This window comes from Microvirga sp. (assembly GCF_014699075.1).
Lineage (GTDB): Bacteria > Pseudomonadota > Alphaproteobacteria > Rhizobiales > Beijerinckiaceae > Microvirga.
This window is the reverse complement of record NZ_JACXAB010000003.1, coordinates 371,687-396,616: the sequence shown is the minus strand read 5'-3', so window position 1 is coordinate 396,616 and position 24,930 is coordinate 371,687. Positions and strand designations below refer to the sequence as shown.

The 24,930-nt window shown below is 59.6% G+C and carries 19 protein-coding genes and 2 pseudogenes; 8 read left to right on the top strand and 13 right to left on the bottom strand.

The window, feature by feature from the left end; translation table 11 throughout:
* Positions 1-74 precede the first annotated feature (74 nt).
* The 3 genes from IC232_RS32840 to IC232_RS07335 form a co-directional block, all read right to left on the bottom strand.
* A complete protein-coding gene (locus tag IC232_RS32840) occupies positions 75-488 on the bottom strand; it encodes a PilZ domain-containing protein (RefSeq protein ID WP_190844268.1) in 414 nt (137 codons plus the stop codon).
* A 910-nt stretch (positions 489-1,398) separates the two neighbouring features.
* Complete coding sequence (locus IC232_RS07340; RefSeq protein WP_190844267.1) at positions 1,399-3,822, bottom strand: response regulator; 2,424 nt, start codon at positions 3,820-3,822, stop codon at positions 1,399-1,401.
* 50 nt (positions 3,823-3,872) lie between these two features.
* Positions 3,873-6,044 (bottom strand): putative bifunctional diguanylate cyclase/phosphodiesterase, encoded by a 2,172-nt coding sequence (locus tag IC232_RS07335; protein WP_190844266.1) that lies wholly within the window; start codon positions 6,042-6,044, stop codon positions 3,873-3,875.
* Between the two features lie 549 nt (positions 6,045-6,593).
* Here IC232_RS07335 and IC232_RS07330 point away from each other — a divergent pair.
* From IC232_RS07330 to IC232_RS07315, 4 genes and pseudogenes are all read left to right on the top strand, one after another.
* Positions 6,594-7,565 carry a crotonase/enoyl-CoA hydratase family protein gene (locus IC232_RS07330; protein ID WP_190844265.1) on the top strand — a complete coding sequence of 324 codons (972 nt, stop codon included), beginning with the start codon at positions 6,594-6,596 and terminating at the stop codon, positions 7,563-7,565.
* A gap of 62 nt (positions 7,566-7,627) precedes the next feature.
* Positions 7,628-7,783, top strand: a pseudogene (locus IC232_RS07325) (IS6 family transposase); the annotation flags it as partial.
* 246 nt (positions 7,784-8,029) lie between these two features.
* Positions 8,030-8,798, top strand: a pseudogene (locus IC232_RS07320) (IS5 family transposase).
* A 311-nt stretch (positions 8,799-9,109) separates the two neighbouring features.
* Positions 9,110-10,177, top strand: a complete 1,068-nt coding sequence (locus IC232_RS07315; protein ID WP_190844264.1) for a patatin-like phospholipase family protein — start codon at positions 9,110-9,112, stop codon at positions 10,175-10,177.
* A 90-nt stretch (positions 10,178-10,267) separates the two neighbouring features.
* Here the strand turns inward: IC232_RS07315 and IC232_RS07310 are convergent, their stop codons facing one another.
* The 6 genes from IC232_RS07310 to IC232_RS07285 form a co-directional block, all read right to left on the bottom strand.
* The gene (locus IC232_RS07310) at positions 10,268-11,971 is read right to left on the bottom strand and encodes an ABC transporter substrate-binding protein (protein ID WP_246812095.1); all 1,704 of its coding nucleotides are present in this window, start codon (positions 11,969-11,971) and stop codon (positions 10,268-10,270) included.
* Positions 11,972-12,121: 150 nt separating this feature from the next.
* Complete coding sequence (locus IC232_RS07305; protein ID WP_190844262.1) at positions 12,122-12,403, bottom strand: DUF2160 domain-containing protein; 282 nt, start codon at positions 12,401-12,403, stop codon at positions 12,122-12,124.
* Positions 12,404-12,414: 11 nt separating this feature from the next.
* On the bottom strand, positions 12,415-13,191 hold the full coding sequence (locus tag IC232_RS07300) for a carbohydrate ABC transporter permease (RefSeq protein WP_190844351.1): 777 nt from the start codon (positions 13,189-13,191) through the stop codon (positions 12,415-12,417).
* Between the two features lie 104 nt (positions 13,192-13,295).
* Entirely contained in the window at positions 13,296-14,192 is an 897-nt protein-coding gene (locus tag IC232_RS07295) for a carbohydrate ABC transporter permease (RefSeq protein ID WP_190844261.1), read from the bottom strand.
* The gene (locus IC232_RS07290) at positions 14,189-15,289 is read right to left on the bottom strand and encodes an ABC transporter ATP-binding protein (RefSeq protein ID WP_190844260.1); all 1,101 of its coding nucleotides are present in this window, start codon (positions 15,287-15,289) and stop codon (positions 14,189-14,191) included. Before IC232_RS07290 ends, IC232_RS07295 begins: the two co-directional genes overlap by 4 nt.
* A 10-nt stretch (positions 15,290-15,299) precedes the next feature.
* Positions 15,300-16,388, bottom strand: coding sequence for an ABC transporter ATP-binding protein (locus tag IC232_RS07285; RefSeq protein ID WP_190844259.1), 1,089 nt, complete (start codon positions 16,386-16,388; stop codon positions 15,300-15,302).
* 484 nt (positions 16,389-16,872) lie between these two features.
* On the opposite strand from IC232_RS07285, the gene IC232_RS07280 reads away from it, so the two are divergent.
* A complete protein-coding gene (locus tag IC232_RS07280; protein ID WP_190844350.1) occupies positions 16,873-17,661 on the top strand; it encodes an SDR family NAD(P)-dependent oxidoreductase in 789 nt (262 codons plus the stop codon).
* A gap of 113 nt (positions 17,662-17,774) precedes the next feature.
* On the top strand, positions 17,775-19,163 hold the full coding sequence (locus IC232_RS07275) for an FAD-binding oxidoreductase (protein WP_190844258.1): 1,389 nt from the start codon (positions 17,775-17,777) through the stop codon (positions 19,161-19,163).
* Here IC232_RS07275 and IC232_RS07270 read toward each other — a convergent pair.
* Entirely contained in the window at positions 19,160-19,741 is a 582-nt protein-coding gene (locus IC232_RS07270; RefSeq protein ID WP_190844257.1) for a peroxidase-related enzyme, read from the bottom strand. The two genes, IC232_RS07275 and IC232_RS07270, sit on opposite strands and share 4 nt — an antisense overlap.
* Before the next feature lie 124 nt (positions 19,742-19,865).
* Between IC232_RS07270 and IC232_RS07265 the strand changes: the two genes are divergently transcribed.
* Positions 19,866-20,666 (top strand): enoyl-CoA hydratase, encoded by an 801-nt coding sequence (locus tag IC232_RS07265; protein ID WP_190844256.1) that lies wholly within the window; start codon positions 19,866-19,868, stop codon positions 20,664-20,666.
* Between the two features lie 12 nt (positions 20,667-20,678).
* Here the strand turns inward: IC232_RS07265 and IC232_RS07260 are convergent, their stop codons facing one another.
* The 3 genes from IC232_RS07260 to IC232_RS07250 form a co-directional block, all read right to left on the bottom strand.
* Positions 20,679-22,319, bottom strand: a complete 1,641-nt coding sequence (locus IC232_RS07260; protein WP_190844255.1) for an acyl-CoA synthetase — start codon at positions 22,317-22,319, stop codon at positions 20,679-20,681.
* Positions 22,320-22,396: 77 nt separating this feature from the next.
* Positions 22,397-23,062, bottom strand: a complete 666-nt coding sequence (gene eda, locus IC232_RS07255) for a bifunctional 4-hydroxy-2-oxoglutarate aldolase/2-dehydro-3-deoxy-phosphogluconate aldolase (RefSeq protein WP_190844254.1) — start codon at positions 23,060-23,062, stop codon at positions 22,397-22,399.
* Between the two features lie 24 nt (positions 23,063-23,086).
* The gene (locus IC232_RS07250) at positions 23,087-23,989 is read right to left on the bottom strand and encodes a sugar kinase (RefSeq protein ID WP_190844253.1); all 903 of its coding nucleotides are present in this window, start codon (positions 23,987-23,989) and stop codon (positions 23,087-23,089) included.
* 384 nt (positions 23,990-24,373) lie between these two features.
* On the opposite strand from IC232_RS07250, the gene IC232_RS07245 reads away from it, so the two are divergent.
* Positions 24,374-24,850 carry an HU family DNA-binding protein gene (locus IC232_RS07245; protein ID WP_190844252.1) on the top strand — a complete coding sequence of 159 codons (477 nt, stop codon included), beginning with the start codon at positions 24,374-24,376 and terminating at the stop codon, positions 24,848-24,850.
* Positions 24,851-24,930 lie beyond the last annotated feature (80 nt).

Genomic DNA, 24,930 nt, shown 5'->3' with positions numbered 1-24,930 from the left:
GACACAGCCACGAGTTGGTGCAGCCGAGTAGCAATGTGAATTCGAAGCCGGTTCAGGAAGTGTCCTCGGCTGCGTCATTCCTCGGACCAGTCCCGGGATAATGGGTCAACATCAAAGTTCAATCGAATTGAATCTTCCGAAAGTCCCATGATCTGTGCGAGCTGGGAGCGGGCATCCTTGAGAATGGTGTGGATACGAGGGTCGAAGATATCCGAAGTAGACTGCTCGGCAACAGGCAGATCTCGGAGCAGCATGACCCCATGCCTCCTGTCGCGCGACCACATGACTCGAGCGTTGGAAGAAAGGCCCCGTTTCGGAATGCTCAGAATGAACTCGTCCGGGAGTTCCAGAGGTTGGTGGAGAAAGATCCGGGCTCCGGAGTCCGAGAGGTCTCGTACCGTGCATTCAATGTCAGATTCACGACCCTCAATCTGAATTCGGCCTTCGAGAATTGTTGGTACACGCCTGCGCAAACGCCGGTCCTTCACTGATCCCCCCCGCTAACTGACGCGCAGATTGCTCTATTTGCCGCCTAGAAGTCTATCACCTCACGTTAAATGAACACTTACCGTGGCAGCTGAAGGTGAAAATGTTTAGCGATCGGCCTTAGAGGCCAAGCTCAAGCTTGAGGCATATTGCAGAGCATTAGAGTCATGACTTCGCAGGCAGGTAGGGGCTGATACAAGCTTGATTGCAGCTAGCAAGTTGTCTGACTCCTTGCTGGATTGTGTGGCAACACCCCTGAGCTTATTGAGCCGCACGGTTTCGGGCTGTGGTGTGATGAAATGAGCTTGAACCTTTCGGGCTCTTCTGGCCGGAGGTGGCAGACGTACTCGGGGCGTGGGTTCGTGTAGAGTTCTGAGCCGGTGGGCTTGGTCGAAGGCATCCTATGAAGAACTGCAGGTGCGCCCTGAACTGGTCGTGGGTGTTGTAGTGGGAGTGCTTAGCCAGCGCTCCTACACTTAGCTCACGCTCCCACATTTAGCTCATACCGCCGGATCGCGAGACGGACCGTCTGCGGTGTAGCGGTCCTTTCGTGAGGAACGCGGCCCATGGCGCTTCCGTCGCAGAAACGAGACGGCTGACGCAGAGCCGAAAAGCTGCGTGCCAGGGTCTGACAGGCGTGACGCGCAGGCGCAGGCATAGACTTGTGCGGCAGTGGCGTCTGAGTCCACGCTGAATCGCATTCCTGGGCCCGATGAGTGCATAGGAGAGATGCGGTCCGCTGCTTTGAGCGCTCTCGCACCGCCTGCAGGGTCAATTGCCTTGCCTGAACCCTCCCGGAAACTAACCTTACCTTCATCAGCTCGCGGGGACAGCATTCTTGCCACGCGCGGACTTCATCAGCTGCCATACTTGGCCGCAGGGCCACACCAACTATGTTCCTGCAGTGCATTGCTAGTGTGTAAAGCTGGCAGCCCTTTTATCCTGGCTCATGGTAGCAAGATACATATTTAGTGCGCGATGGGTTCGTTTGAGTTCTACTACAAGTTTATGGAGTTGTTCTGACCCGTCGCGCTGTAGGTCTGCGCTCGTAATCTTTCGCCAACTCAGGCAAATATCGTGGACAATTCTTGCTCCAACGTTCGCTGAGGCACTCTGTAATCCGTGTGCTTCAAGGCGAAACCTGTGGGAGTCTGCACACGCGGCGGCAGTTTTCAGTTCAGCAACTAGATGATCAGCATCCGAAAAGAACTCTTGCACAAGAGTGGAAACAAAGTCTCGCCCCCCCAACTGCTCCAATTCTCTCAGGATCGTCTCATCGATTAGTGTGGGGTGATCAGCCGGGCACTCAACCAGATCAGTTGTGTCTGTGGCCGCTGGGCTCTTCGGTAGAGAGCCAACTTTCTCTTCGATTATTCTGAGAAGTGTTGCTGGCTGCACTGGCTTTGTCAGGCATTCATCCATACCGGCTTCGAGAGTTCGAGCTACAACTTCTGGGGTTGCGTCAGCGGTCAGGGCAACGATGGGGATACGGGTACCCTGTGCCTCTGTGAACCTGAAGAGTTTAGTTGCCTCAATGCCCGTCATGACGGGCATGTTGAGATCCATGATGATAAGATCAAATTTCTGCGTCTCAAGTGCGTCGAGCGCATCCTCACCGTTCCCGACGCAGTGTGTCGTGTGGCCTCCACGCTCCAGGATCTTGGACACTACCATTCGGTTTGTTGAGTTGTCGTCTGCAATCAGAATCGAGAGGGATGTCGATGCCCTGGGAAGCTCGACCTCACTCGGCCCGTTCCAAAGCGACTGCGCCACGGCTGTTTGCGCAGCAGCTGCAATCGATCCGACCCGTACTTCCTCCAAAGTGAAATCACGCGGAAGTATGCTGCTCGACCACCGCATCAGCCGTTCTGTTGAGGGCGCCCGGGACGCTTTCGGAAGAATAACAACTGGGTTGACCGAGAGGTTTGCGCTCGCGATGTCGGCTACCAGAAGATCCTCTGGTAAATCGCTGTAGTAGAATACCAATTGCTCTTGCGTAGCGCTTCTTTGGGCATGCTCTCTTGCGTCCAGGAGTGTTCTGAGAACGGGAACGCCGCTCGGGACACTAAGGCGTGAAACAAGACCGACTGCGAGTTCGGCGTCAGGGCAAACCAGAACAGATGGAGACAGGTGTGATGATACTTGGCTTGATCCCGTCTGCTCCGAGCGGGTCATAGGTAGATTGAACCAGAAGGAACTGCCATGGCCTTCCCGACTGTTAACACCGATCTTGCCGCCCATGGCGGTGATCAATTGCCTGCAGATGGATAGGCCTAGGCCAGTTCCACCGAAGCGGTTGATAATGGTTTCGTCGGCCTGGGTGAAGCTCTCGAAAATGCTCTCGGTCGCGTGAGCAGCGACACCGATTCCTGTGTCAGTGACGGCAAAGTGTATGAATAGCCCATCATCTGTGGTTACAGGATAAGCAGAGAGGGTAATGTATCCTCGTTCTGTAAACTTCACCGCATTGCCAAGAAGATTAAGCAGAACCTCCTCAAGGTGATGCTTTGGGCCGCGAAGCTGCAAAGGTGTCCAAGACGCGAGGTGAATAGTGAGCCGGAGCCCTTTCTGTTGCGCTTGAGTGAGCACCATCGCTCGCGACGTGGAAAGTAGCTCCAACAGGTCGAAATCGATGTTCTCGATGGACGTATGGCCTGCTTCAATGCGAGACAGATTCAGAATGCTGTTAATTTGCCGGAGCAGAGTATCACCGGCGGCACCAATGGTGCGGATGAAGCCTCGTTGCTCAACGTCAAGTTTTGTCCTGGCCATGAGGCTAGACAGGCCGATGATTGCATTCAGCGGAGTTCGAAGCTCATGACTGACACTGGCCAAGAAAAGCGTCTTAGCCTGATTTGCCGCTTCTGCCTGAGCCTTTGCATTAGATAGCTTCCGGATCAGAGTACTTGTATAAAGAGGAAGTGCAATCAAACTCAGCAACATAGTTGCTGACAAGTAGATATCATTGTGCCAACGAGGTGTCGTGTAAGCCACTGCTATAAAGCAGACGACCGAGACTGACATTGCGATATAGAGGAAGCGGATCCCAAAGCGGAATCCATTACCAAATGTGATCCACAGATACAGTAAAAACAGAATAGAGGACGGATCCCCCACAAACCGCATCTGAAAGGATACGGTGGAGAGGTCGCTAACTATTGCGACGATACGCCGGACCGTTGACTGCTTTGGGCGAAAATAAATGTGAGCTGCTATTCCGGCTGATACGGCAGCAAACAGGAAGCCGCTGATCAGCGCCTCCCGCGGTACAGAGGCGTTGGCCCAAAACGTATAGGCCACAATCAAGCTTAACAGAATGAGCCGATTAAGGCTCATCTCATGCTCGCGATCGGGACTGCTCGTAAACCTGGACAGAACTCTGGTAATCACTTTACTTGCGCAGTCCTGAGCCGCGCCCCCTGCCTAGGTATTAGATACCGTGGGCACTCCTTTATTAGCGTGCCAAACGCCTCTGCGGGGATGGGCCGGCTGAAGAGATAACCTTGAGCTTCCCTGCAGGGGTGATTGAGCAAGCACCCAAGTTGAAGGCTGTTTTCAACACCCTCTGCAACCACCTTTAAGCCCAAACTCTCAGCAAGCGAAATGATTGCCCTGACGATTGCCTCGTCACGAGTCTCGTCTGCTAGATTGAAGATGAATGAGCGGTCGATCTTCAACGTGTCGACTGGGAAGTCTCTTAGATAGCTGAGGGAGGAATAGCCAACCCCAAAATCGTCGATCGCGATCCGCACTCCTAGTTCCTTCAACTTCTGGAGCGTCAGCTTCGTTCTCTCAACATCCTTGAGAAGACTGCCTTCTGTGAGTTCGAGTTCAAGGTTCTCCGGTCGCAAACCTGTTATCTGTAACGTTCTTGCGACAAGCTGTACGATATCTTGGCGGAAAAACTGCACCGGCGAGAGATTCACTGCAACTTGCAGGGCTCCGTACCCGAGAGCTTGCCAAGTGGCTGCTTGAGTGCATGCTTCGTTTAGCACCCAGGCGCCGATCTCATTGATCATTCCTGTCTCTTCAGCAATATCGATGAACGTGTGTGGAGACGTGATACCGAAATCTGGCCGCATCCAACGTAGTAGCGCTTCCGCGCCGACAATCGCTCCCGTCTCCAAGTCAATTTTCGGTTGATAATGAAGGATGAATTGCTCTTGAGAAATGGCCCTGAGAAGATCAGCTTCTAAGCTGATGCTATTTTTGGATGTGCTTTCCATCTCAGGGGAGTAGAAGCGCAGAGTGTTTCTTCCTTCAGCCTTCGCTTGATACATTGCCAAATCGGCATATCTAAGGAGCCTCTCCACATCGCGGCCGTCGTTTGGCGATAAGGCCAACCCAATTGTACATCCAATTTTTAACTCGGTGCCGTCTAACAGAAATGGGGCCGACAGGCTGTTGATGATGTGGCGTGCGAGTTTTTCTGCCTCATGCGCGCCTTTAATCTCGGTTTGAACGACCACAAACTCGTCACCAGACATTCTTGCGATAAGATTGTGCTCCGGAACGCAGCTAATCAGACGACTTGTCACCAGCTGAAGGATGCGGTCACCTCCGGCGTGACCGAGCGCATCATTGACGGACTTAAAGCGGTCAAGGTCAATCAAAAGCAATGCAAACAATCCACGTCCGTCATTGATCTCCTGCTGAACCCGCTCGTAGAGCATTCTTCGATTGGGAAGATCGGTAAGAGTGTCATGAAGCCCGATATGGCGTAGCGTGTTTTCCGCCTGCTTCCGCTCCGTGATATCAATTGATGTCGTGAGTATTCCTGTTACACCGCCTATAAGCTCGCGCAACGACGTTTTAGTTGTCAAGAATGCGCGCTGCGATCCGGTGTTATCGGTAATCTGTTCTTCGAAGCTGGCAGAGTCACCTTTGTTTGCAAGGATTGACTTGTGGATTTGCTTACCCAGTTGGCTCTTGTCGCTCCGAATGACATCGCTGATTTGTCTGCCCAACAATGATCCCGGGGTTACGTCAACAAAATCAGCGAAGTAAGCGTTGACAAACACGATGCGTCCGCTCTCATCGCTAGCACTGATCATTGCGGGCACCGTATCGATAACTTGGGTAAGTGCCTTCCTGCTGCTACGAACGAGTTCCTCTTGAGAGCGTTCGCTGATCCGAAGCTGATGCTCCAGTTCAAGCGCGCGACCTTTTATTATTTGCTGCTGTCGTTGAAGCTTAAGGAGATTGCGGGCGCGGGTCGTGAACTCATAGTGATCTACAGGTGAGCGAAGGAAATCGGTCGCGCCAGCTTCCAAGGCCTGTAGTCGGAATGCTCGGTCATCGTATGCAGTGATGACGATGATAGGAACATCTGCCCCGTTCTCGCTGCTCCTGACATGTTGGGTAAACTCTGCTCCGTCCATTCCGGGCATGCGAAAGTCTGTCACGATCAGATCGGGGGAGGATCTGGTCAGCCAGTCTAGAGCTTCATGAGGGGACGCAGATGCGTGTACGATCGCATCTTCTTCAATTGCCTGTGCCAACCGCGAGTAGATGCTACGGTTAGTGCTTCTGTCATCGACAATCAGAATAGTCGTCATCTATTGCCCCTGAGCGCTCCAAGCCTACGAGTTTGTTCAATCCTCTCGTTCTGCCGAGCGTAGCGAACTATCAGCTTCCAAGCCGACTTACTCCCTCGTCGTCGATCCGTTGGTCGCGCGGTATGCTGTCGTTTCACATTTGTATTGTTGCTCATCAAAGGTTGTCGAACGCAGCAGCCTAAAGCCTATCTCATTGTTGATCTGAGTAGTGCAGGTCAAAAGAGCCGCATTCGCGCTGCACAAGTCGTGTATATCACAGAAATTTAGAGGTTGTGTCCTACGTCAAGCAACTTTTTAGAAGGTTGGTTAACTTGTGTTTTGATCAGTGGAGTGATGAAGCTCGCGATCCTGAGAAGTTGACATATTACCCAAGCATTGCGCGCGTCGACCGTTAACCAAGTATCGTGACTAACCTAAACAACAGCTACACATATCTTCGTTAATAGATCATTATCTTTAGGAATGAACGCCTGCTAGTGGTTTAGCAGCATCAACGTCGACGAGATGAAGCTCGTAACGTCAATAGTGTCTCTATGATGGAGAATTTTTATGCTGGCGCTATCGGTTCAGCGAAATGACCATGCCGTAAGCGACGTCCAGGCTGTCGATCGTAGCGAAGTGCCAGCAGTTGAGATTCCGACGCCGAAGCTCCGCTCCGAGCCGGAGTGGGGGCACGCGACAAATCTTCGTCTGCCGAGTATAGATGTGCGAATTGACTTCGAGCAGAAAGTATACTGGGCAGCAATGCGTGAAAGTCAGCATCCGATGATTACTATGGAGCTGATACAGGACATGTTGTGTGTGCAGGAATCAGTCCGGGTGATAATGAGCGAAGGGAATCGCGAGCAGCACCAGCTCTTAGAGTACTTCGTTGCTGCATCTCAGACACCAGGTGTTTACAGTTTCGGCGGAAACCTTGCTTTCTTTGCGGATTGTATCCGCAGCAAGGATCGTGCAGGTTTGCAGAATTACGCCTATGGCTGCATAGACGTTATTTATGGGAACGCAATGGCGTTCCACACACCCTTGGTCACGATCGCATTGGTCCAAGGTGATGCGTTGGGCGGTGGATTTGAGTGTGCGCTCTCCTTCGATATTGTGGTTGCAGAACGAAGCGCAAAGATGGGCCTACCAGAGGTTTTGTTCAATCTCTTTCCTGGAATGGGCGCATACAGTCTCCTATCCCGTAAGATCGGCACTGCGGGGGCTGAGAAACTGATTATGAGTGGGACGGTCTTTACTGCTGAACAGTTGCATCAACTTGGCGTTGTCGATGTCCTCGCGGAGGATGGACAGGGCGAGAATGCTGTAAGAGACTACATCGCTTCTAACAGACGCAAGCATAACGCTCATAAGGCGATCTACCGTTCTAAGAGGCGTGTTAACCCGCTAACCTATGAAGAGTTGAGGGACATTGTTGAGATTTGGCTGGATGCCGCAATGGATTTGCAAGAGCAGGATCTGCGCAAAATGACGCGGCTTGTCGGGGCTCAGGGGCGTCGCTTAGATAAAAGGGATTGATGGCGCCGAGAGTATTGTCACATTAATTGGAGTGTGAGGGTAGGCCGCGTAGCCGGACCCCCATGACAGAGCCCGTGAGCTACAAGCGCCACCGCTTTCCACCTAAGATCATCGCTCACGCGGTCAGGCTCTGCTTCAGGTTCCCATTTAGCCTGCGGCTGGACAAGAAAATGCTCCTCGAGCGTGGTATTGTCGTCTCGTACGAGACCGTCCGGCGCTGCGCCATCTCGTCTATAGTTCAGAAGTGAAGTTCCCTCGCGCCATAGGGGCAGCAGGCTCCCAATCCGCAAGCATCGTGGTTTGATGCAGGGGCACCCTGCCGAAGTCGAGGGCACTTGGGTCGTTCCCATGCACCCGAACTCAGTATCGGACGTTCGTTGCAACCCTGGCTAGGTCGTGAACCCATAAAAGATCTTTTCTTTGCAGTGAGTTGATGATTCACCTCCCGGTTCCGGGAGGATCTGATGCGCCGCCATGAGCTGACTGACTTTGGGTGGAATGTCATTGAGCCGCTGCTACCCAACAAGCCGAGGGGTGTGCCGCGGGTGAACGACCAGCGCGTGCTCAATGGCATCCTCTGGCGCTTCCGCACCGGCTCGCCCTGGCGCGACATCCCCGAGCGATATGGCGCTCCACCACTTGCTACAATTGGTTTGTGCGCTGGCGTGAGGCCGGCGCGTGGGATCGCATCCTTCAGGCGGTCTCGACGGCCTACAATGGCGATCTCGTCATAATCGATAGTTCGTGCGTGCGCGTCCACCAGCACGGCGCGACGGGTAAAAAGGGGGTGGAGATCATGGCATGGGACGTTCCCGTGGCGGCCTGAGCACCAAGATCCATGCTCTGGTGGATGCCGAAGGGCGACCGATCCGGATCTCTCTCACGCCAGGACAGGCTCATGACGGCACGGCGGCCGATGTCCTCCTGAAAGACCTCAAGCCTGGGACGATCCTGCCGGCGGACAAGGCTTATGACAGCAATGCCACTCGCGAGCAGGCGCAGGAGCAAGATGTCCAGGCGAACATTCCGCCCAAGAGCAACCGCAAGGGCTCGTTTGTTTTCAACGTCTTTCTGTACCGCTACAGAAATCTGGTGGAGCGCTTCTTCAATAAGCTCAAACAGTACCGCGGCATTGCCACCCGGTACGATAAGAACCCGGAGAACTTCCTGGCCGCCATCAAGCTCGCATCAGCCCCCATCTGGATCCGCAGTTATGAGTCCACAACCGAGTAGGCGGAAGATGCCTCCAAACATTCGACAACACCAATGTACGACAGTCTCCGAGCTTACATTTGTAACACTCGTGTTACGCAGAGGCTTGCTATATCCGATGAGAAACTTTTGCGGAGCAAAGGGTTGTACCAAATGGGTCACGATCCTGCCGGGCCGCCATCTTTTCAATGGTTTGCGACGCTTTTGCCTGATCTAAAGGCGGTTCCTTGACTGCCGTAGCCAGCACTCAGATCGATAGCGACCGAGAATTATCAAAAATTGCCTTGCACAATGCCGCTCGTGGTAAGCTGACAGTCGAATGGGAGCCTTCGATGACCGGACGAGCCGATAAGATCAGCCACCCTGTCCGCGGGCTGAGAAGCCCCAATGCCGAGAAGCCGGTTTCGCTCGCCCTGCAGGGCGGCGGGGCTCACGGTGCCTTCACCTGGGGCGTTCTCGACTACTTGCTTGAGGATGGGCGCCTTGCCATCGAGGCGATCACCGGGGCCAGTGCCGGATCCATGAATGCGGTGGTCCTGTTCGAGGGCTGGCTCGAACGCGGGCGGGACGGTGCTCGCGAGCAGCTTCGCACGTTCTGGCAGCGCGTCAGCCTGGATGGCGGTTTGTCGCCTGTGCAGCGCTCGCTCTTCGATCGCATGCTGAGCTTCTGGAGCATTGGCGGCGAAACGACCCATCTGTGGCTCGATGCCTGGTCACGGGTGGCGAGCCCTTATGATCTGAACCCGCTCGACATCAATCCCTTGCGGGATGCTCTCAGCGAGCTGATCGATTTCGACCGGGTGCGCGCTTGCACGGATGCAAAGCTCTTCATTGCGGCAACCAATGTCTGGACCGGGAAGATCCGGCTCTTTACCGGCCCCGAGCTGACCGTTGATCACGTGCTCGCCTCGGCATGCCTGCCCATGATCTTCAAGGCCGTCGAGATCGATGGCGAGCCCTATTGGGACGGAGGCTATTCCGGCAACCCTGCGCTGTTCCCGCTCTTCTATGAGACGAAGGCCGACGACATCGTGCTCGTCCAGATCAACCCGATCGAACGCCGGGCGACGCCACAGAGCGCTCGGGAAATCCAGAACCGTCTCACCGAGATCACGTTCAACGCCAATCTGCTGCAACAATTGCGGGCCGTCGATTTCGTCACGCGTCTGATCGACGAGGGCAAGCTTTCGACACTGGACTACAAGCGGGTGCTGATGCACCGCATCCATGGTGGCGAAAAGCTCGATGAATTTACCGCCGCCTCGCGCCTGAGTGCCAAATGGGAATTCTTCGAGACGCTTAGAGATCTGGGCCGTGAAGCCGCCCGGACATGGCTTTCGGAGAACTACCGGCATATCGGGCAGAGGAGCACGCTCGACCTGCGTAGCGCCTACTCCTGACCTGCCGGACGAATCTTCTCCCTAGAAGGGGAAATCGTAGGTCATACGGTATGAAAGAACCCCGCCCGCAAAGGCGGGGTCTTTCTTTGATCAGCTGCGCTTGGGCGGGTTGGCCGGCCAGCTCTTGATGAGCGTGTCGTAATCCACCGTCTCGCCCTTCGGCTTCTCGTTTGCCAGCTTGCGCTGGGGCGCGATGGTGCCGGCGGCTTCTGCCTTCTTGAACCATTCCTCGGCCGAGGTCTTGGGGTTCATCTTCGGTCCGCACTCGCCCTGCACATTGGCGCGCTCAAGACGGGTGAGCACGTCATCCTGGGCGGCTGCGAGCGAGTCCATGGCCTGCTGCGGCGTCTTCGAGCCGGAAGCAGCATCGCCGATGTTCTGCCACCAGAGCTGTGCGAGCTTCGGGTAGTCCGGGATGTTGTTGCCGGTCGGTGTCCACTGCACGCGGGCAGGCGAGCGGTAGAACTCGACGAGGCCGCCGAGCTGCGGGGCGCGATCCGTCATGGACTTATGCCAGATGTCGCTCTCGCGGATGAAGGTGAGGCCCACATGGCTCTTCTTCAGCGAGACCGTCTTGGATGTCACGAACTGCGCATAGAGCCAGGCTGCCTTGCGGCGCTCCACCGGCGTGGACTTGAGAAGGGTCCACGAGCCGGCGTCCTGGTAGCCGAGCTTCATGCCCTCTTTCCAGTACGCGCCCTTCGGCGAGGGGGCCATGCGCCATTTCGGCGTGTTGTCCGCGTTCACGACTGGAAGACCCGGCTTCACCATGTCGGCCGTGAACGCCGTATACCAGAACATCTGCTGGGCGATGTTGCCCTGTGCCGGAACAGGCCCCGACTCGGAGAACGTCATGCCCGCCGCCTGCGGAGGTGCGTACTTCTTGAGCCAGTCGAGATACTTCGTGATCGAGTAGACGGCGGCCGGCCCATTGGTGTCGCCGCCGCGCTCGACGGACGAGCCGACCGGACGGCAGCCTTCCATGCGGATGCCCCACTCATCCACGGGCAAGCCGTTCGGAATGCCCTTGTCGCCGTTGCCGGCCATGGAGAGCCAGGCATCCGTGAAGCGCCAGCCCAGCGACGGGTCCTTCTTGCCGTAATCCATGTGGCCATAGACCTTGACGCCGTCGACTTCCTTCACGTCGTTGGTGAAGAACTCGGCGATGTCCTCATAGGCCGACCAGTTCACCGGCACGCCGAGATCGTAGCCGTACTTGGCCTTGAACTTCTCCCTGATGTCCGGGCGCTGGAACCAGTCGTAGCGGAACCAGTAGACGTTCGCGAACTGCTGGTCCGGCAACTGGTACATCTTGCCGTCCGGCGCTGTGGTAAAGGACTTGCCGATGAAGTCGTTGATGTCCAGCGTCGGCGATGTCACGTCCTTGCCTTCGCCCGCCATCCAGTCGTCGAGCGCCACGGCCTGCTTGTAGCGGAAGTGGGTGCCGATGAGATCGGAATCGTTGACCCAGGCGTCGTAGATGTTGCGCCCAGACTGCATCTGAGTCTGGATCTTCTCCACCACGTCGCCTTCCTGAATCAGGTCGTGGGTGAGCTTGATGCCGGTGATTTCCGAGAACGCCTTGGCAAGCGTCCGCGCCTCGTACTCATGGGTCGTGATGGTCTCGGAGACCACATTGATTTCCTGGCCCACGAACGGCTTCGCCGCATTCACGAACCATTCCATCTCCTTCAACTGCTCCTCCTTGGAGAGCGTCGAGGGCTGGAATTCGCTGTCGATCCAGCGACGGGCTTCTTCCATGCCGGCAAGAGCGGCACCGGTGCCGAGCGCCATGGCAAGCACGCTTGTCGAGACGAAGAGTTTCAAATGCCGGTGAGATTGGGTGAGCTTCATTCTTGTCCTCCCAGATTACCCCCGAGCCAGCTTCATTGCCGGTCTTGTCCCTTCCGTTCGGATGAACCGAAGGTCTTGAATTGTCGCTCCTTAAACGTAGCGGAACACCGCCGCTGCATAGAGGAGCGAAAGCGCAGACGCCCACCACAGGTCAGGGCCGACGAGCCCGAGCCAGGCGAGGTGGATGAAGGCGGAGCCGAGAAGCGAAATGAAAAGCCGGTCGCCGCGCGTCGTCGGGATACGCAGGATGCCGACGCGCTCCGTCTCGGGGCGATACGCCGCCAGCAGCGTCATGATCAGCAGCAGGCTCGCGATGGCTGAAAAGAAGAGGCCGGTCTGCCAGGTCCAGGCCATCCAGGCGAAATCGGGCATGGTGCTCTCCTTCAGACCCGGCCGAGGGCGAAGCCCTTGGCGATGTAGTTGCGGACGAACCAGATCACGAGCGCGCCCGGCAGGATGGTCAGCACGCCGGCGGCGGCCAGGAGGCCCCAGTCCATGCCGGCCGCCGAGACGGTGCGGGTCATGGTGGCGGCAATCGGCTTCGCGGTTACGGACGTAAGCGTTCGTGCCAGAAGCAGCTCGACCCACGAGAACATGAAGCAGAAGAATGCCGCCACGCCGACGCCGGACGCGATCAGCGGCATGAAGATCTTCACGAAGAAACGCGGGAAGGAATAGCCGTCGATCGCCGCGGTCTCGTCGATCTCCCGCGGCACACCGGACATGAAGCCCTCCAGAATCCAGACGGCGAGCGGCACGTTGAAGAGGCAGTGAGCCAGAGCCACAGCCCAGGGCGTGTCGAACAGGCCGATGGCCGAGTAGAGGTTGAAGAAGGGCAGGGCGAACACCGCCGGGGGCGCCATGCGGTTGGTCAGCAGCCAGAAGAACAGGTGCTTGTCGCCTAGGAACCTGTAGCGGGAGAAGGCATAGGCCGCCGGCAGCGCGAAGGCGATCGACAGCACTGTATTGATGAGCACGTAAGTGAGCGAATTGATGTAGCCCGAATACCAGCTCTGGTCCGTGAAGATCCTGATGTAGTTGTCGAAGGTGATGTCGCGCGGCCAGAGGGTGAGCCCTGAGGTGATCTCCATGTTGGTCTTCAGGCTCATGTTCAGGAGCCAGTAGATCGGAAGCATGAGGAACAGGAGGTAGAGCGTCATCACGACGACGCGGCCGCTCACGCGGGGACCGGAGAGGGCGCGGTTGACGGCCGCCGGCTTTGCGGAAGACTTCACGTTCGATGGGCTGACGGCGATGGTTCCGCTCATGCTTCGACCCTGTCGCGCTCGGCGTCCACGTTGGTCATGACGGTGTAGAAGACCCAGCAGATGGCGAGGATGATGAGGTTGTAGACCAGCGACATGGCGGCCGCCTTTCCGAGATCGAATTGGCCCAAGGCCAGCTTCACTAGATCGATGGACAGGAACGTGGTGGCGTTGCCCGGACCGCCGCCCGTGAGCACGAAGGGCTCGGTGTAGATCATGAAGGAATCCATGAAGCGCAGGAGCACGGCGATGAGCAGCACGCGCCGCATCTTCGGCAGCTGAATCGTACGAAACACGGCCCAGCGCGAGGCGCCGTCGATGCGGGCTGCCTGGTAATAAGCATCCGGAATGGATTTCAGCCCTGCATAGCAGAGGAGGGCGACGAGGCTCGTCCAGTGCCACACATCCATGACGATGATGGTCACCCAGGCGTCGATGGGGTCGCCTGTGTAGTTGTAGTCGATGCCGAGGCGGTTGACGATCCAGCCGAGGAGGCCGATGTCGCCGCGGGCGAAGACCTGCCAGATGGTGCCGACCACGTTCCACGGAATGAGCAGCGGCAACGCCATGAGCACGAGGCAGAGCGCCACCGTCCAGCCCTCGCGCGGCATGGACAAAGCCACTACGATGCCGAGCGGCACTTGGATCAGAAGGATGATCGCGGAGAACAGCAGCGTGCGCATGAGCGAGGACAGGAACTGCTCGCCGAGCTGGCTCGACGGGTCGAGCAGTTCCTGGAACCAGCCGATGCCGTTCCAGAAGAACTGGTTATTGCCGAAGGTGTCCTGAACCGAATAGTTCACCACCGTCATGAGCGGCAGGACGGCCGAGAAGGCCACGATCGCGAAGACGGGCAGAACGAAGAACCAAGCCTTGTTGTTGAGGGTCTTGGTCATGCCGCGTGACCTCCGGTGGCTTCGCCCGCAACCAGATGCCCGTTGGCATAGATATGCACGTGGTTTGGATCGAGCACGAGCGAGGCCTCATTTCCTTCGATGGAGATGCCGTCCGGAACGCTTGCGGCAAGAGGACGGCCGCTCATCTCCACGCGGGCGATGCGAGCGCGCCCGATATCGTCGATGCGCCGCACCTGAACCGGCAGGCCCGTCCCCTTCGGCTGGAGCTGGACGAATTCCGGCCGGATGCCGAGCTCGATGCGTTCGCCGTCCGACAGGGTCCGATAGGCGCGCCTGAGCGGGATCATGGTGTTGCCGATAAAGGCGGTGGCGCCCTCGATCCGGCAGGGCAGGATGTTCATGCCGGGCGACCCGATGAAGTGGCCAACGAAGGTGTGGGTGGGGCGCTCGAACAGTTCTTCGGGGGTGCCGGTCTGCACCACGGCGCCGTCATGCATCACAACGACCTTGTCGGCGAAGGTGAGCGCCTCGGTCTGGTCGTGCGTCACGTAGATCATGGTGATGTCCAGTGCCCGGTGGATCTCCTTCAGGGTGGAGCGCAATTGCCACTTCAGGTGCGGATCGATCACCGTCAGCGGCTCGTCGAACAGGATCGCCGCCACGTCGGGGCGCACGAGGCCGCGGCCGAGGGAGATCTTCTGCTTCATGTCGGCCGTGAGATTGCTGGCCTTCCGGTCGAGCACGCGGGTGAGATCGAGAAGACTTGCAATCTCCTCCACCCGCCGGGCTGTCCGGTCACGGGGCACGTTTCTGTTCTTGAGCGGGAAGGCGAGGTTCTCGCGCACGGTCATCGTGTCGTAGACCACGGGAAACTGGAAGACCTGCGCGATGTTGCGGGCTTCCGTCGACAGGTCCGTCACGTCGAGGTCGTCGAAAAGCACGCGTCCGCGCGTCGGGCGCACGAGGCCGGAGATGATGTTGAGCAGGGTTGTCTTGCCGCAGCCTGAAGGCCCCAGCAGAGCATAGGCGCCACCCTGACTCCAGACGTGGTTGATTTCCTTGAGGGCATAATCCTCCGCCGTGCGCGGATTGGCCTTATAGGCATGGGCGAGATGATCGAGCGTGATGCGGGCCATCGTTCTCTCCTCACGCGGCTTTCTGGGCCGGATCGGCCGCGGCGAGCCGGCCATGCTCATCGAAGAGGAAGAGGCGGCGGGGATCGAGATAGGCGGTTACCTGAGACTTCGGCTCCAAGCGCCTCACGCCGGGCACAAGAGCCACGAAGCGGTGGTCGCCAGCATCGAGATGCACATAGCTCTCCGAACCTGTGATCTCGGCCACGGACACGGTCGCGTGAATCGCGATCTCATGGGTGCCGGTGGGCTCGAGGGTGAGATGATGGGCCCGGAACCCGACCGTGTATTCGCCGTCGGGAACGCTGGCGAGAGGCCCAACCGCAGGAACCTGCCCGCCGGTGCTCAAAGTCGCACTGCCATCAGCCTTGCGGGCTTTCAGGGTGTTGATTGGAGGATCCGAGAAGACGCGGGCCGTGACCAGATCGTGCGGCTGGCGGTAAACCTGCGGGGTAGGCCCGAACTGCGTGACTCGACCCTGGAACAGGGTGGCCGTGTTGCCGCCGAGAAGCAGGGCCTCGGAGGGTTCGGTGGTGGCGTAGACGAAGATCGCCCCCGAGGCTGCAAAGACCCTCGGCAGCTCCTCGCGCAGTTCCTCCCGCAGCTTGTAATCGAGGTTCGCCAGCGGCTCGTCGAGGAGGACGAGATCCGCGCCCTTTACCAGCGCCCGCGCGATGGCGGTCCGCTGCTGCTGGCCGCCGGAGAGATTGAGCGGCTTGCGGTCGAGATAGGGCTCAAGCTTCAGAAGCTTGGCGGCATCGCGCACGCGCGCATCGACGTCGCTTTGTGCTGCGCCGGAGACTCGCAAGGGGGAGGCGATGTTCTCGTAGACCGTGAGCGAGGGATAGTTGATGAACTGCTGATAGACCATCGCGACGCTGCGCCGTTGCACGGCCCAGCCTGTCACATCCTTGCCTTCGACGATCACGCGACCGCTCGTCGGCGCATCGAGCCCGGCCATGAGCCGCATGAGGGAGGTTTTGCCGGATAATGTGGCGCCGAGCAGCACATTGAGGGTGCCGCGCTCCAGGGTGAGATTGACATCCTCGATGTGGGTGGAGGCTCCGACCTTCTTCGAGACGCCATCAAGAGCGAGAGTCATCGGCACTTCCCTGGAGGTCGAGCAGCATTGGAAACATCGACAATGGAAGGGCTGATGCAGGCCTGTTCCGGCAGGGCGCTGGAGGTGCACGCATTGCACATTCGGCAAAGTTCATCCCGGCGGCACGCTCGGGTGCGTCAAGGGCTCTGCCGTGCCCGTATGCGCCATCCCTCACTGCGATGCACAGCGTCACCGTTGCCTGCGGAACCAAGAGCGCCTCTCCCGACTGCCGACCCGTCCGGGCCTGATCTGTCGTTATTGTTATGGTGAAGGTATCTTGCCATCCGGGCGAAAGCAACCGGGTGGGATTGGCTCCGGAGCTGGTTTTCAACTGGACCGGGAATGCTCCATGAACGAAGCCTGCCGCCAGTCGCGGCAAGCTATTGAACTCTCGCGTCCCCCGGGAGTTCAAGCCTATGCGCCGGGCTCACGCGTCTCCAGCAGTGGCCGGTTGAATGCCGTCACACCTGCGAAAGAGAGCGCCATGCCGGATACTTCCAGACCACTCGCCATCGTCACCGGAGCCTCAACGGGTATTGGGTATGAGCTTGCCAAGCTCTGCGCCCAGAACGGCTATGATCTGCTGATCGCGGCCGATCAGGCGGCCATTCGCGATGCTGCGAAGGATTTCGAAGCTCTCGGCGCCGCTGTCGATGCGCTTGAAGTTGACCTTGCCACCATCGAGGGCGTCGATAAGCTCTACGCGGCTGTGAAGGGTCGGCCCGTCGGCGCGCTGCTCGCCAATGCGGGACATGGCCTCGGGCATGCCTTCCTGGACCAGGACTTTGCTCAGGTGCGCCATGTGGTCGACACCAACATCACTGGCACGATCTATCTCATCCAGAAGGTCGGGCGCGATATGCGGACGCGCGGTGAGGGGCGCATCCTCATCACCGGTTCCATAGCCGGCTTCATGCCGGGTTCGTTCCAGGCGGTCTACAACGGCACCAAGGCCTTCATCGACTCCTTCTCGTTCGCGCTCCGCAACGAACTGAAGGACACAGGCGTGACGGTGACCTGCCTCATGCCCGGCGCCACCGACACCGAGTTCTTCGAACGCGCCGACATGGAGGATACGAAAGTCGGGCAGGACAAGAAGGACGATCCGGCCGATGTGGCCAAGGTTGGCTTCGATGCCATGATGCGCGGCGATGGCGACGTGGTGAGCGGGTGGAAGAACAAGTTCACCACCGTTCTGGCCTCCGTGACCCCGGCCGGCATGCTCGCCGAGCAGCACCGCAAGATGGCCGAGCCCGGATCGGGGAAGAAGTGAGCGTAACCCTGCTTCGTTCTCCCTGCCTCTCGTGGATGTCGCGTTGACGATCCCGCCATGATCGGTCAGGAGCGGTGAGCCATGCCGTGAATGGCGGCCACGAGGGTTTTGCGATGACGATGCCGACGGATTTGCTGCAACGCCTGACCGGCCTTGTCGGGCCGATGGGCGTCGTCTCGGACCCTTCCGACGTCGAACCCTATGCCGTGGACTGGCGCAAGCTTTTCCCCGGCAAGCCCGCCTGCGTCGTACGCCCTTCATCGACCGAGCAGGTCGCGGCGATCGTGCAGGTCTGCCGCGAGGCCGGAGTGGCAATCGTGCCCCAGGGCGGTAACACGGGGTTGGCCGGCGGAGCAGTTCCGGATGCGTCCGGCACCCAGGTCGTCCTCTCCTTGAACCGTATGGCGGCCATCCGCCATGTCGATCCCGTCGGCCTGACCATCGAGGCGGAGGCGGGGTGCATCCTGAAAGTCGCGCAGGACGCCGCCGCTGCCGCCGGCCGCCTGTTGCCGATCAGTCTGGCGGCGGAAGGATCGGCTACCATCGGCGGGGTCGTGGCGGCCAATGCCGGGGGCGTGAACGTGCTGCGCTACGGCATGACCCGCAGCCTCGTGCTCGGCCTCGAAGTGGTTCTGCCGGATGGCACCATCGCCAACGGCCTTCGCCGGCTGCGCAAGGACAATGCGGGCTATGACTGGAAACAGCTTTTCATCGGCAGCGAAGGCACGCTGGGAGTCGTCACGGCGGCCACTTTAAGGCTCCTGCCGCGGCCGAAGCACTCTGTCACAGCGCTGCTCTCGGTGGCCGATCCTGCGGCTGCCCTGCGGCTCCTGGCCCTAGCCCAGGACGAGCTGGGCGACCAGATTTCCGCCTTCGAGCTGATCTCCGCCACCTCCATGCAGCTTGTCGCCAAGCATGCCGGTCTGAAGGCTCCCATCGCGGAAGGGGAGTGGTTCGTGCTGGTCGAGGCGGCCTCCAGCCTCGCAGGCCTGCGCGAAGCCGCCGAGACCATGCTCGGCACAGCCTTCGAGCAGGAGATCGCGTTGGATGGCGTGATCGCCGAGTCGGGCGCACAAGCGGCCCAGCTCTGGGCCCTGCGCGAGCATGTGACGGAATCGGAAGCGCGCGAGGGCAAGAGCGTCAAGCATGACGTCTCGGTGCCGCTGACGGAGGTGCCGCGCTTTCTTTCGGAGGCTGGCGAGGCCTTGGCTGCCGGAGCGCCTGGAACGCGCGTGAACGCCTTTGGGCATCTGGGTGACGGCAATATCCACTACAACATAATCGTTGGACCCGATCACGATCCAGGCGTTGTGAACCGCATCGTCCATGACGTAGTGGCGGCTTTCGGCGGCAGCATCTCGGCGGAGCACGGCATCGGCCAATACCGCGTTGGTGAACTCGCCCGCTATCGCGCCTCCGCCGAGATGGATCTTGCCCGCACCATCAAGCGGGCGCTCGATCCCGACAACCGGCTCAATCCGGGCAAGGTGCTGCTGCCTTAAGCCTGCTGCTCGACACGGCCGAGCAAATAGAACTCGTCGTTCGGCCGCATGTTGCTGACATTGGCGAGGCGGTTCGACATGGCGAAGAACGCGGCAATCGCCGCGATGTCCCACACATCCTCCTCGCTGAAGCCGTGGTCGCTCAGAGCGGCAATGTCCGTGTCACCAACGGTGTGAGCCTCGAGCGCCACCTTCATGGCGAAGTCCAGCATGGCCCTCTGCCGGGGTGTGATGTCGGCCTTGCGGTAGTTCACGGCGACCTGATCGGCGATCTGGGGGTTTTTGGCGCGGATGCGCAGAATCGCCCCGTGGGCGATGACGCAATATTGGCACTGGTTGGCGTTGCTGGTGGCCACCACGATCATCTCGCGCTCGGCCTTGGTGAGGTTGCCGGGCTTGCCCATCAGGGCATCGTGATAGGCGAAGAAGGCCCGGAACTCGTCGGGCCGACGGGCGAGAACCAGAAAGACGTTGGGCACGAAGCCGGATTTTTCCTGAACGGTCAGGATGCGCGTGCGGATGTCCTCCGGCAGAGCGGCGATTTCGGGAACGGGAAAACGGCTGATCGGCTTGCTCACAGGGACACCTCTTTTATCCTCGGCCACGCACGGAGGTGGCGTTCCTCCGCCGGCTTCTTGCAAGTTCGAGCTTATTCAGGTTGGATTCCTCAAACAACGGGTTCGAATCCAAAGGAGAGCAGCCATGAGCGCCCAGCAGACTTTGTCTGACGAGAGCATCCTGCTGCGGGAGGAGCAGGGCGGGGTCGTCACGCTCACCCTCAACCGTCCGGCTCAGTTCAATGCCCTGTCCGAGGAGATGCTGGCGGCACTCCAAGGAGCGCTCGACGATCTGAGGCAGGATGAGGCCGCCCGCTGCGTTGTCATCGCGGCATCGGGCAAGGCTTTCTGCGCCGGTCATGACCTCAAGCAGATGCGGGCCAACCCGCGCCAGGGTTACTACGATGCCCTGTTCACCCGATGCAGCCGGGTGATGCAGGCCATCGTGAACCTGCCGGTTCCGGTGATCGCCCGGGTGCACGGCATGGCCACCGCCGCAGGGTGCCAGCTGGTGGCCTCCTGCGATTTAGCCGTTGCGGCGGAAAGCGCGACCTTCGCGGTTTCGGGCATCAATGTGGGACTCTTCTGCTCCACGCCCGCGGTGGCCCTCTCGCGCAACGTCTCGCCGAAGCATGCCTTCGACATGCTGGTGACAGGCCGCTTCATCTCATCCGCCGAGGCCTTGTCTTTTGGGCTCGTCAGCCGCGTAGCGCCGGATGGGGAACTCGACGAAGCGGTCACCGCCTTGACGGCAAGCATCTGCGCAAAGAGCCCGGTCGCCATCCGCACGGGCAAGGCTATGTTCAGCCGCCAGCGCTCCATGAGCCTGGAGGAGGCTTATGCGTATGCGGGCAACGTCATGGCCTGCAACATGATGGCGGAAGATGCCGCAGAGGGTATTGATGCCTTCATCGAGAAGCGCAAGCCCGTGTGGAAGGGGCGCTGACACGCCCCTCGGCTAGCTCGCTGCCTTGTAGGCCCGCGCCATCTCGCGTAGCTGGAACTTCTGGATCTTACCCGTGGAGGTTTTGGGCAGCTCTGTGAAGATCACCGTGCGGGGGCACTTGTAGGATGCGAGGTTCTGCCGGCACCAGGCGATGATGTCCTCAGTCGAAACGGATTGATCGGGCTTCACTTCCACAAAGGCGCAGGGCGTCTCGCCCCATTTCTCATCGGGCATCGCCACGACGGCCGCCGCCTGAATGGCCGGGTGCTTGTAGAGCGCGTCCTCCACCTCGATGGAGGAAATGTTCTCGCCGCCGGAGATGATGATGTCCTTGGAGCGGTCCTTCAGCTGCACATAGCCGTCCGGGTACTTCACGCCGAGATCGCCGGAATGGAACCAGCCGCCCTCGAAGGCCTTGGCGGTGCCGGCCGGGTTCTTGAGATAGCCCTTCATCACCACATTGCCGCGGAACATCACCTCGCCGAGCGTCTGGCCGTCCGCGGGTATGGGCTGCAGGGTCTCGGGATCGAGCACATCGAGGGATTCGAGCACCGGATAGCGCACGCCCTGGCGCGCCTTCTTCGCCGCGTATTCGCTGGAAATTAGATCATCCCATTCCTGGTGCCACTCATTGACGACGGCCGGGCCATAAACTTCCGTCAGGCCATAGACATGGGTGACGTCGAAGCCTGCACTCTTCATGGCGGCGAGAACCGCTTCCGGCGGTGGAGCCGCCGCAGTCATGAACTTCACCGTATGCGGCACGGGCCGCTTCTCGGCCTCAGGTGCATTGAGCAGCGTCGACATGACGATGGGCGCGCCGCACAGATGGGTGACCTTGTGATCGGCGAGCGCATCGTACACGGGCTTGGCCCGCACGGCGCGCAGGCACACATGGGTGCCCGCCACGATGGAGAGCGACCAGGGAAAGCACCAGCCGTTGCAGTGGAACATGGGCAGGGTCCAGAGATAGACCGGATGCTGGCCCATGCCGCCCGTGATGATGTTGCCCATGGCGAGCAGGTAGGCGCCGCGATGGTGATAGACGACACCCTTCGGATCGCCCGTGGTGCCGGAGGTGTAGTTGAGCGTGATCGCGTCCCACTCGTCCTGCGGAGGGCTCCAGGCGAAATCCGGTTCGCCCTGGCTCAGGAACTCCTCGTATTCCATGGTGCCGAGGCGCTCGCCCGAGCCGGTGAACTCCGGGTCGTCGTAGTCGATCACCAGAGGCTTGTTCGCGCTCATTTCGAGAGCAGCTTTGACGGTGCCGGAGAATTCCCGATCCGTGATCAGAACCTTGGCCTCGCTGTGCTCCAGGCAGAAGGCGATGATCTTCGCATCAAGGCGGGTATTGAGAGTGTTGAGCACTGCGCCGGCCATCGGCACACCGTAGTGGCATTCGACCATGGCGGGGGTGTTGGGCAGCATCACCGACACCGTATCGCCCCGCCCGATGCCGCGCTGGGCCAGGGCGGAGGCGAGGCGTCGTGCGCGTGCATAGAGGTCGCGATAGTTGCGCCGCAACGGGCCGTGAATAACGGCGATCCTGTCCGGATGCACGCCGGCTGCGCGCTCCAGATAGCTGAGGGGCGTCAGCGGCTGGTAGTTCGCCGGGTTCTTGTCGAGATCGGTGTCGTAGATGCTCGAAGCCATGTCTGGTCCTCCCCGTTAGGCGGAAGTATCGCCACGGGGGAGGGGCCTGACAATCCTACCAAATGCGAGGAATGGCCTCAGGCCTTCGCTGAAGCTACTGCTCTTTGAGCCTTCGCGGTGATCTCATCCCATGCCTGCGCGCGTATGTCGGCGGTTGAGCAGATCCACGAGCCGCCGATAGCCACGACATTGGGAAGGGCAAGCCAATCCTTGGCGTTCTTCTCGTCGATGCCGCCCGTGGGGCAGAAGCGCGCCTGCGGGAACGGTCCTGCAAGAGCCTTCAGGGCGGGAATGCCACCCGCTGCAACGGCAGGGAAGAACTTGACGGTCTGGAAGCCATGAGCCAGCGCCATCATCAACTCGGATGCCGTAGCAATGCCGGGGATGAACGGCATCGTGCTTCGGGACGCCGCATCGAGCAGGTCCGGCGTGGCGCCGGGGCTCAGGGCATAACGGGCGCCGAGCGCCTGGGCGCGCTCCAAGTCCTTGGGTGTCAGGACTGTGCCGATGCCCACGATGGCGTCCGGCACATCACGGATGATCGCCGCCGCCGCATCGGCGGCGGCCGGTGTGCGCAGGGTGATTTCGAGAAGGCGCAGCCCGCCCGCCACAAGGGCGCGGGCGAGAGGAACCGCATCCTCCACGCGCTCAAGCGTGATGACCGGAACGACGGGGCCGGAGCGGAGCAAATCGGCAAGTTGCCGGTCGCGGGATTCAGCCAGAGCTGACAGATCTTGGGTCATCCGAGGAACTCCTTGAACGATATGTTACGGCTTCGGCATGGCGTCGCGAGGAATGATCGCGCCGCGATGGCGAACCACCTGGCCCGCAAGACGGTGTCCTGCCTGGGCTGCTGCCTCAGGGTCCTTGCCGAGAAGGCGTGCGTGAAGATAGGCCGCCGCGAAGCTGTCGCCGGCGGCGGTCGTGTCCACGACGTCGTCCGCAGGTTTGCCCGGAACGACGATCTCCTTGCCCTGCACCATCACCCGGCACGTCAGGTCCGGACATTTGAGGACGGTCTCCGCCCGATCCGCGAAGGCCAGCACTTCATCTGTGCCGGCATGTTCAAACAGCAGCTCAAGATCTTCCGTGGAGGCAAGAATGATGTCGGCGCATTCGAAGGCCTGCCGGAAGGCCTTCCGCGCAATGGCTTGATCGGGCCAGCCCCGCGGGCGGAAATTAGTGTCGAAGGCCACGCGCTTTCCGGCCGAGCGTATCGCGCGCAGGGCTTCGAACAAACGCCCGCGCCCTTCATCGCCGTAGAGGGACAGCGAAATGCCGGAGAAATAGACGAGGTCATCGCCGGCGAGGGAGTCGATGATCGTACGGGCTTCAGGGGCCTGGAAGAGCAGGCGGGCGGCTGCGGTCTCGCGCCAATAGGAGAACCGGCGCTCGCCTTTGGGATCCGTCTGAATGATGTAGAGGCCCGGCAGACGACCGGGCAGGCGCAGCACGCGGCTTGTGCCCACGCCCTCCGCTATCCAGGCTGCGATCAGCTCGTCGCTCCAGCTGTCGTCCCCCAAGGCAGTGACGTAATCCACCTGTGTGCCGAGGCGGGCGAGATACACGGCCGTGTTGAGGGTATCCCCACCGAAGCTGCGGGAGAGCCTGCCGTCGGCCTCCTCCCGAAGCTCGATCATGCATTCCCCAATGCAGGCGACCCGTGTCATGCTCTCACCGTCGTTGTTCTATCCCGCTAGGGAATATGATGGGACGAGGCGCTTTGTCGATCCGAATGTTGCACTCATTCCCTTGATCCATCGAACAATGGGAATCAAGCGCAGGCGTGCCAAGAACTCGCTTTGACCAATCTCAAGCTGATTCTCTCCAAGCCCTAGCCCTGGCTGCGCCACATGAAGTCGAACGGAATCTGCCGCGCCACGAAGCGGGGCCTGTGAATGCAAGGCAGCATTCCAGCAGTCTTTGATGAGATATGGGCAAGTATCCCTTGTCTATTGTGCGTAAAATGAACTTTGCCACTTTAATTCCTGGCTGAACGCGCTAATGAGGAAATGCTGTCTTATGCATTCACCGTCGAAAACAAGGAGTTCCTGATGGCCAAGACTGCAACCAAGGTTTCGAAGAAGGCCCCGGCCAAGAAGGCTGCGGCGCCGAAGGCTGCAGCAAAGGCAACGTCGAAGACCGCAAAGGCGCCCGCCAAGGCTGCCGGCAAAGCGGCTGCGACCAAGGCTGCCAGCAAGACGTCGAAGGCTACTGTGAAGAAGACCACGAAGGCTTCGGCCTCGTCGGCTTCCCCGATCCTGACGCTGCGCAACATTGCCGATCGTCTCTCCGAGATGCACGAGGTTCCCAAGCGCCAGGCCAACGAGATGTTGACCCAGGTGGTCGAGATGATCGCCAAGAGCCTGAAGAAGGGCGACAAGATCCGCCTGTCCGGCCTCGGCATCCTGCAGGTGCGCAAGCGCGCCGCCCGCATGGGCCGCAACCCGCAGACCGGCGAGCCCGTGAAGATCAAGGCTTCGAAGAAGATCGCCTTCCGCGCGGCCAAGGACCTCAAGGACTCCATCTAAGAGGTCACTGCGGTCGGAGGGGAATCTCTTCGACCGCACGAGACATTAGGTCTCTACACAAGCAAGGCAGGAAACTGCCT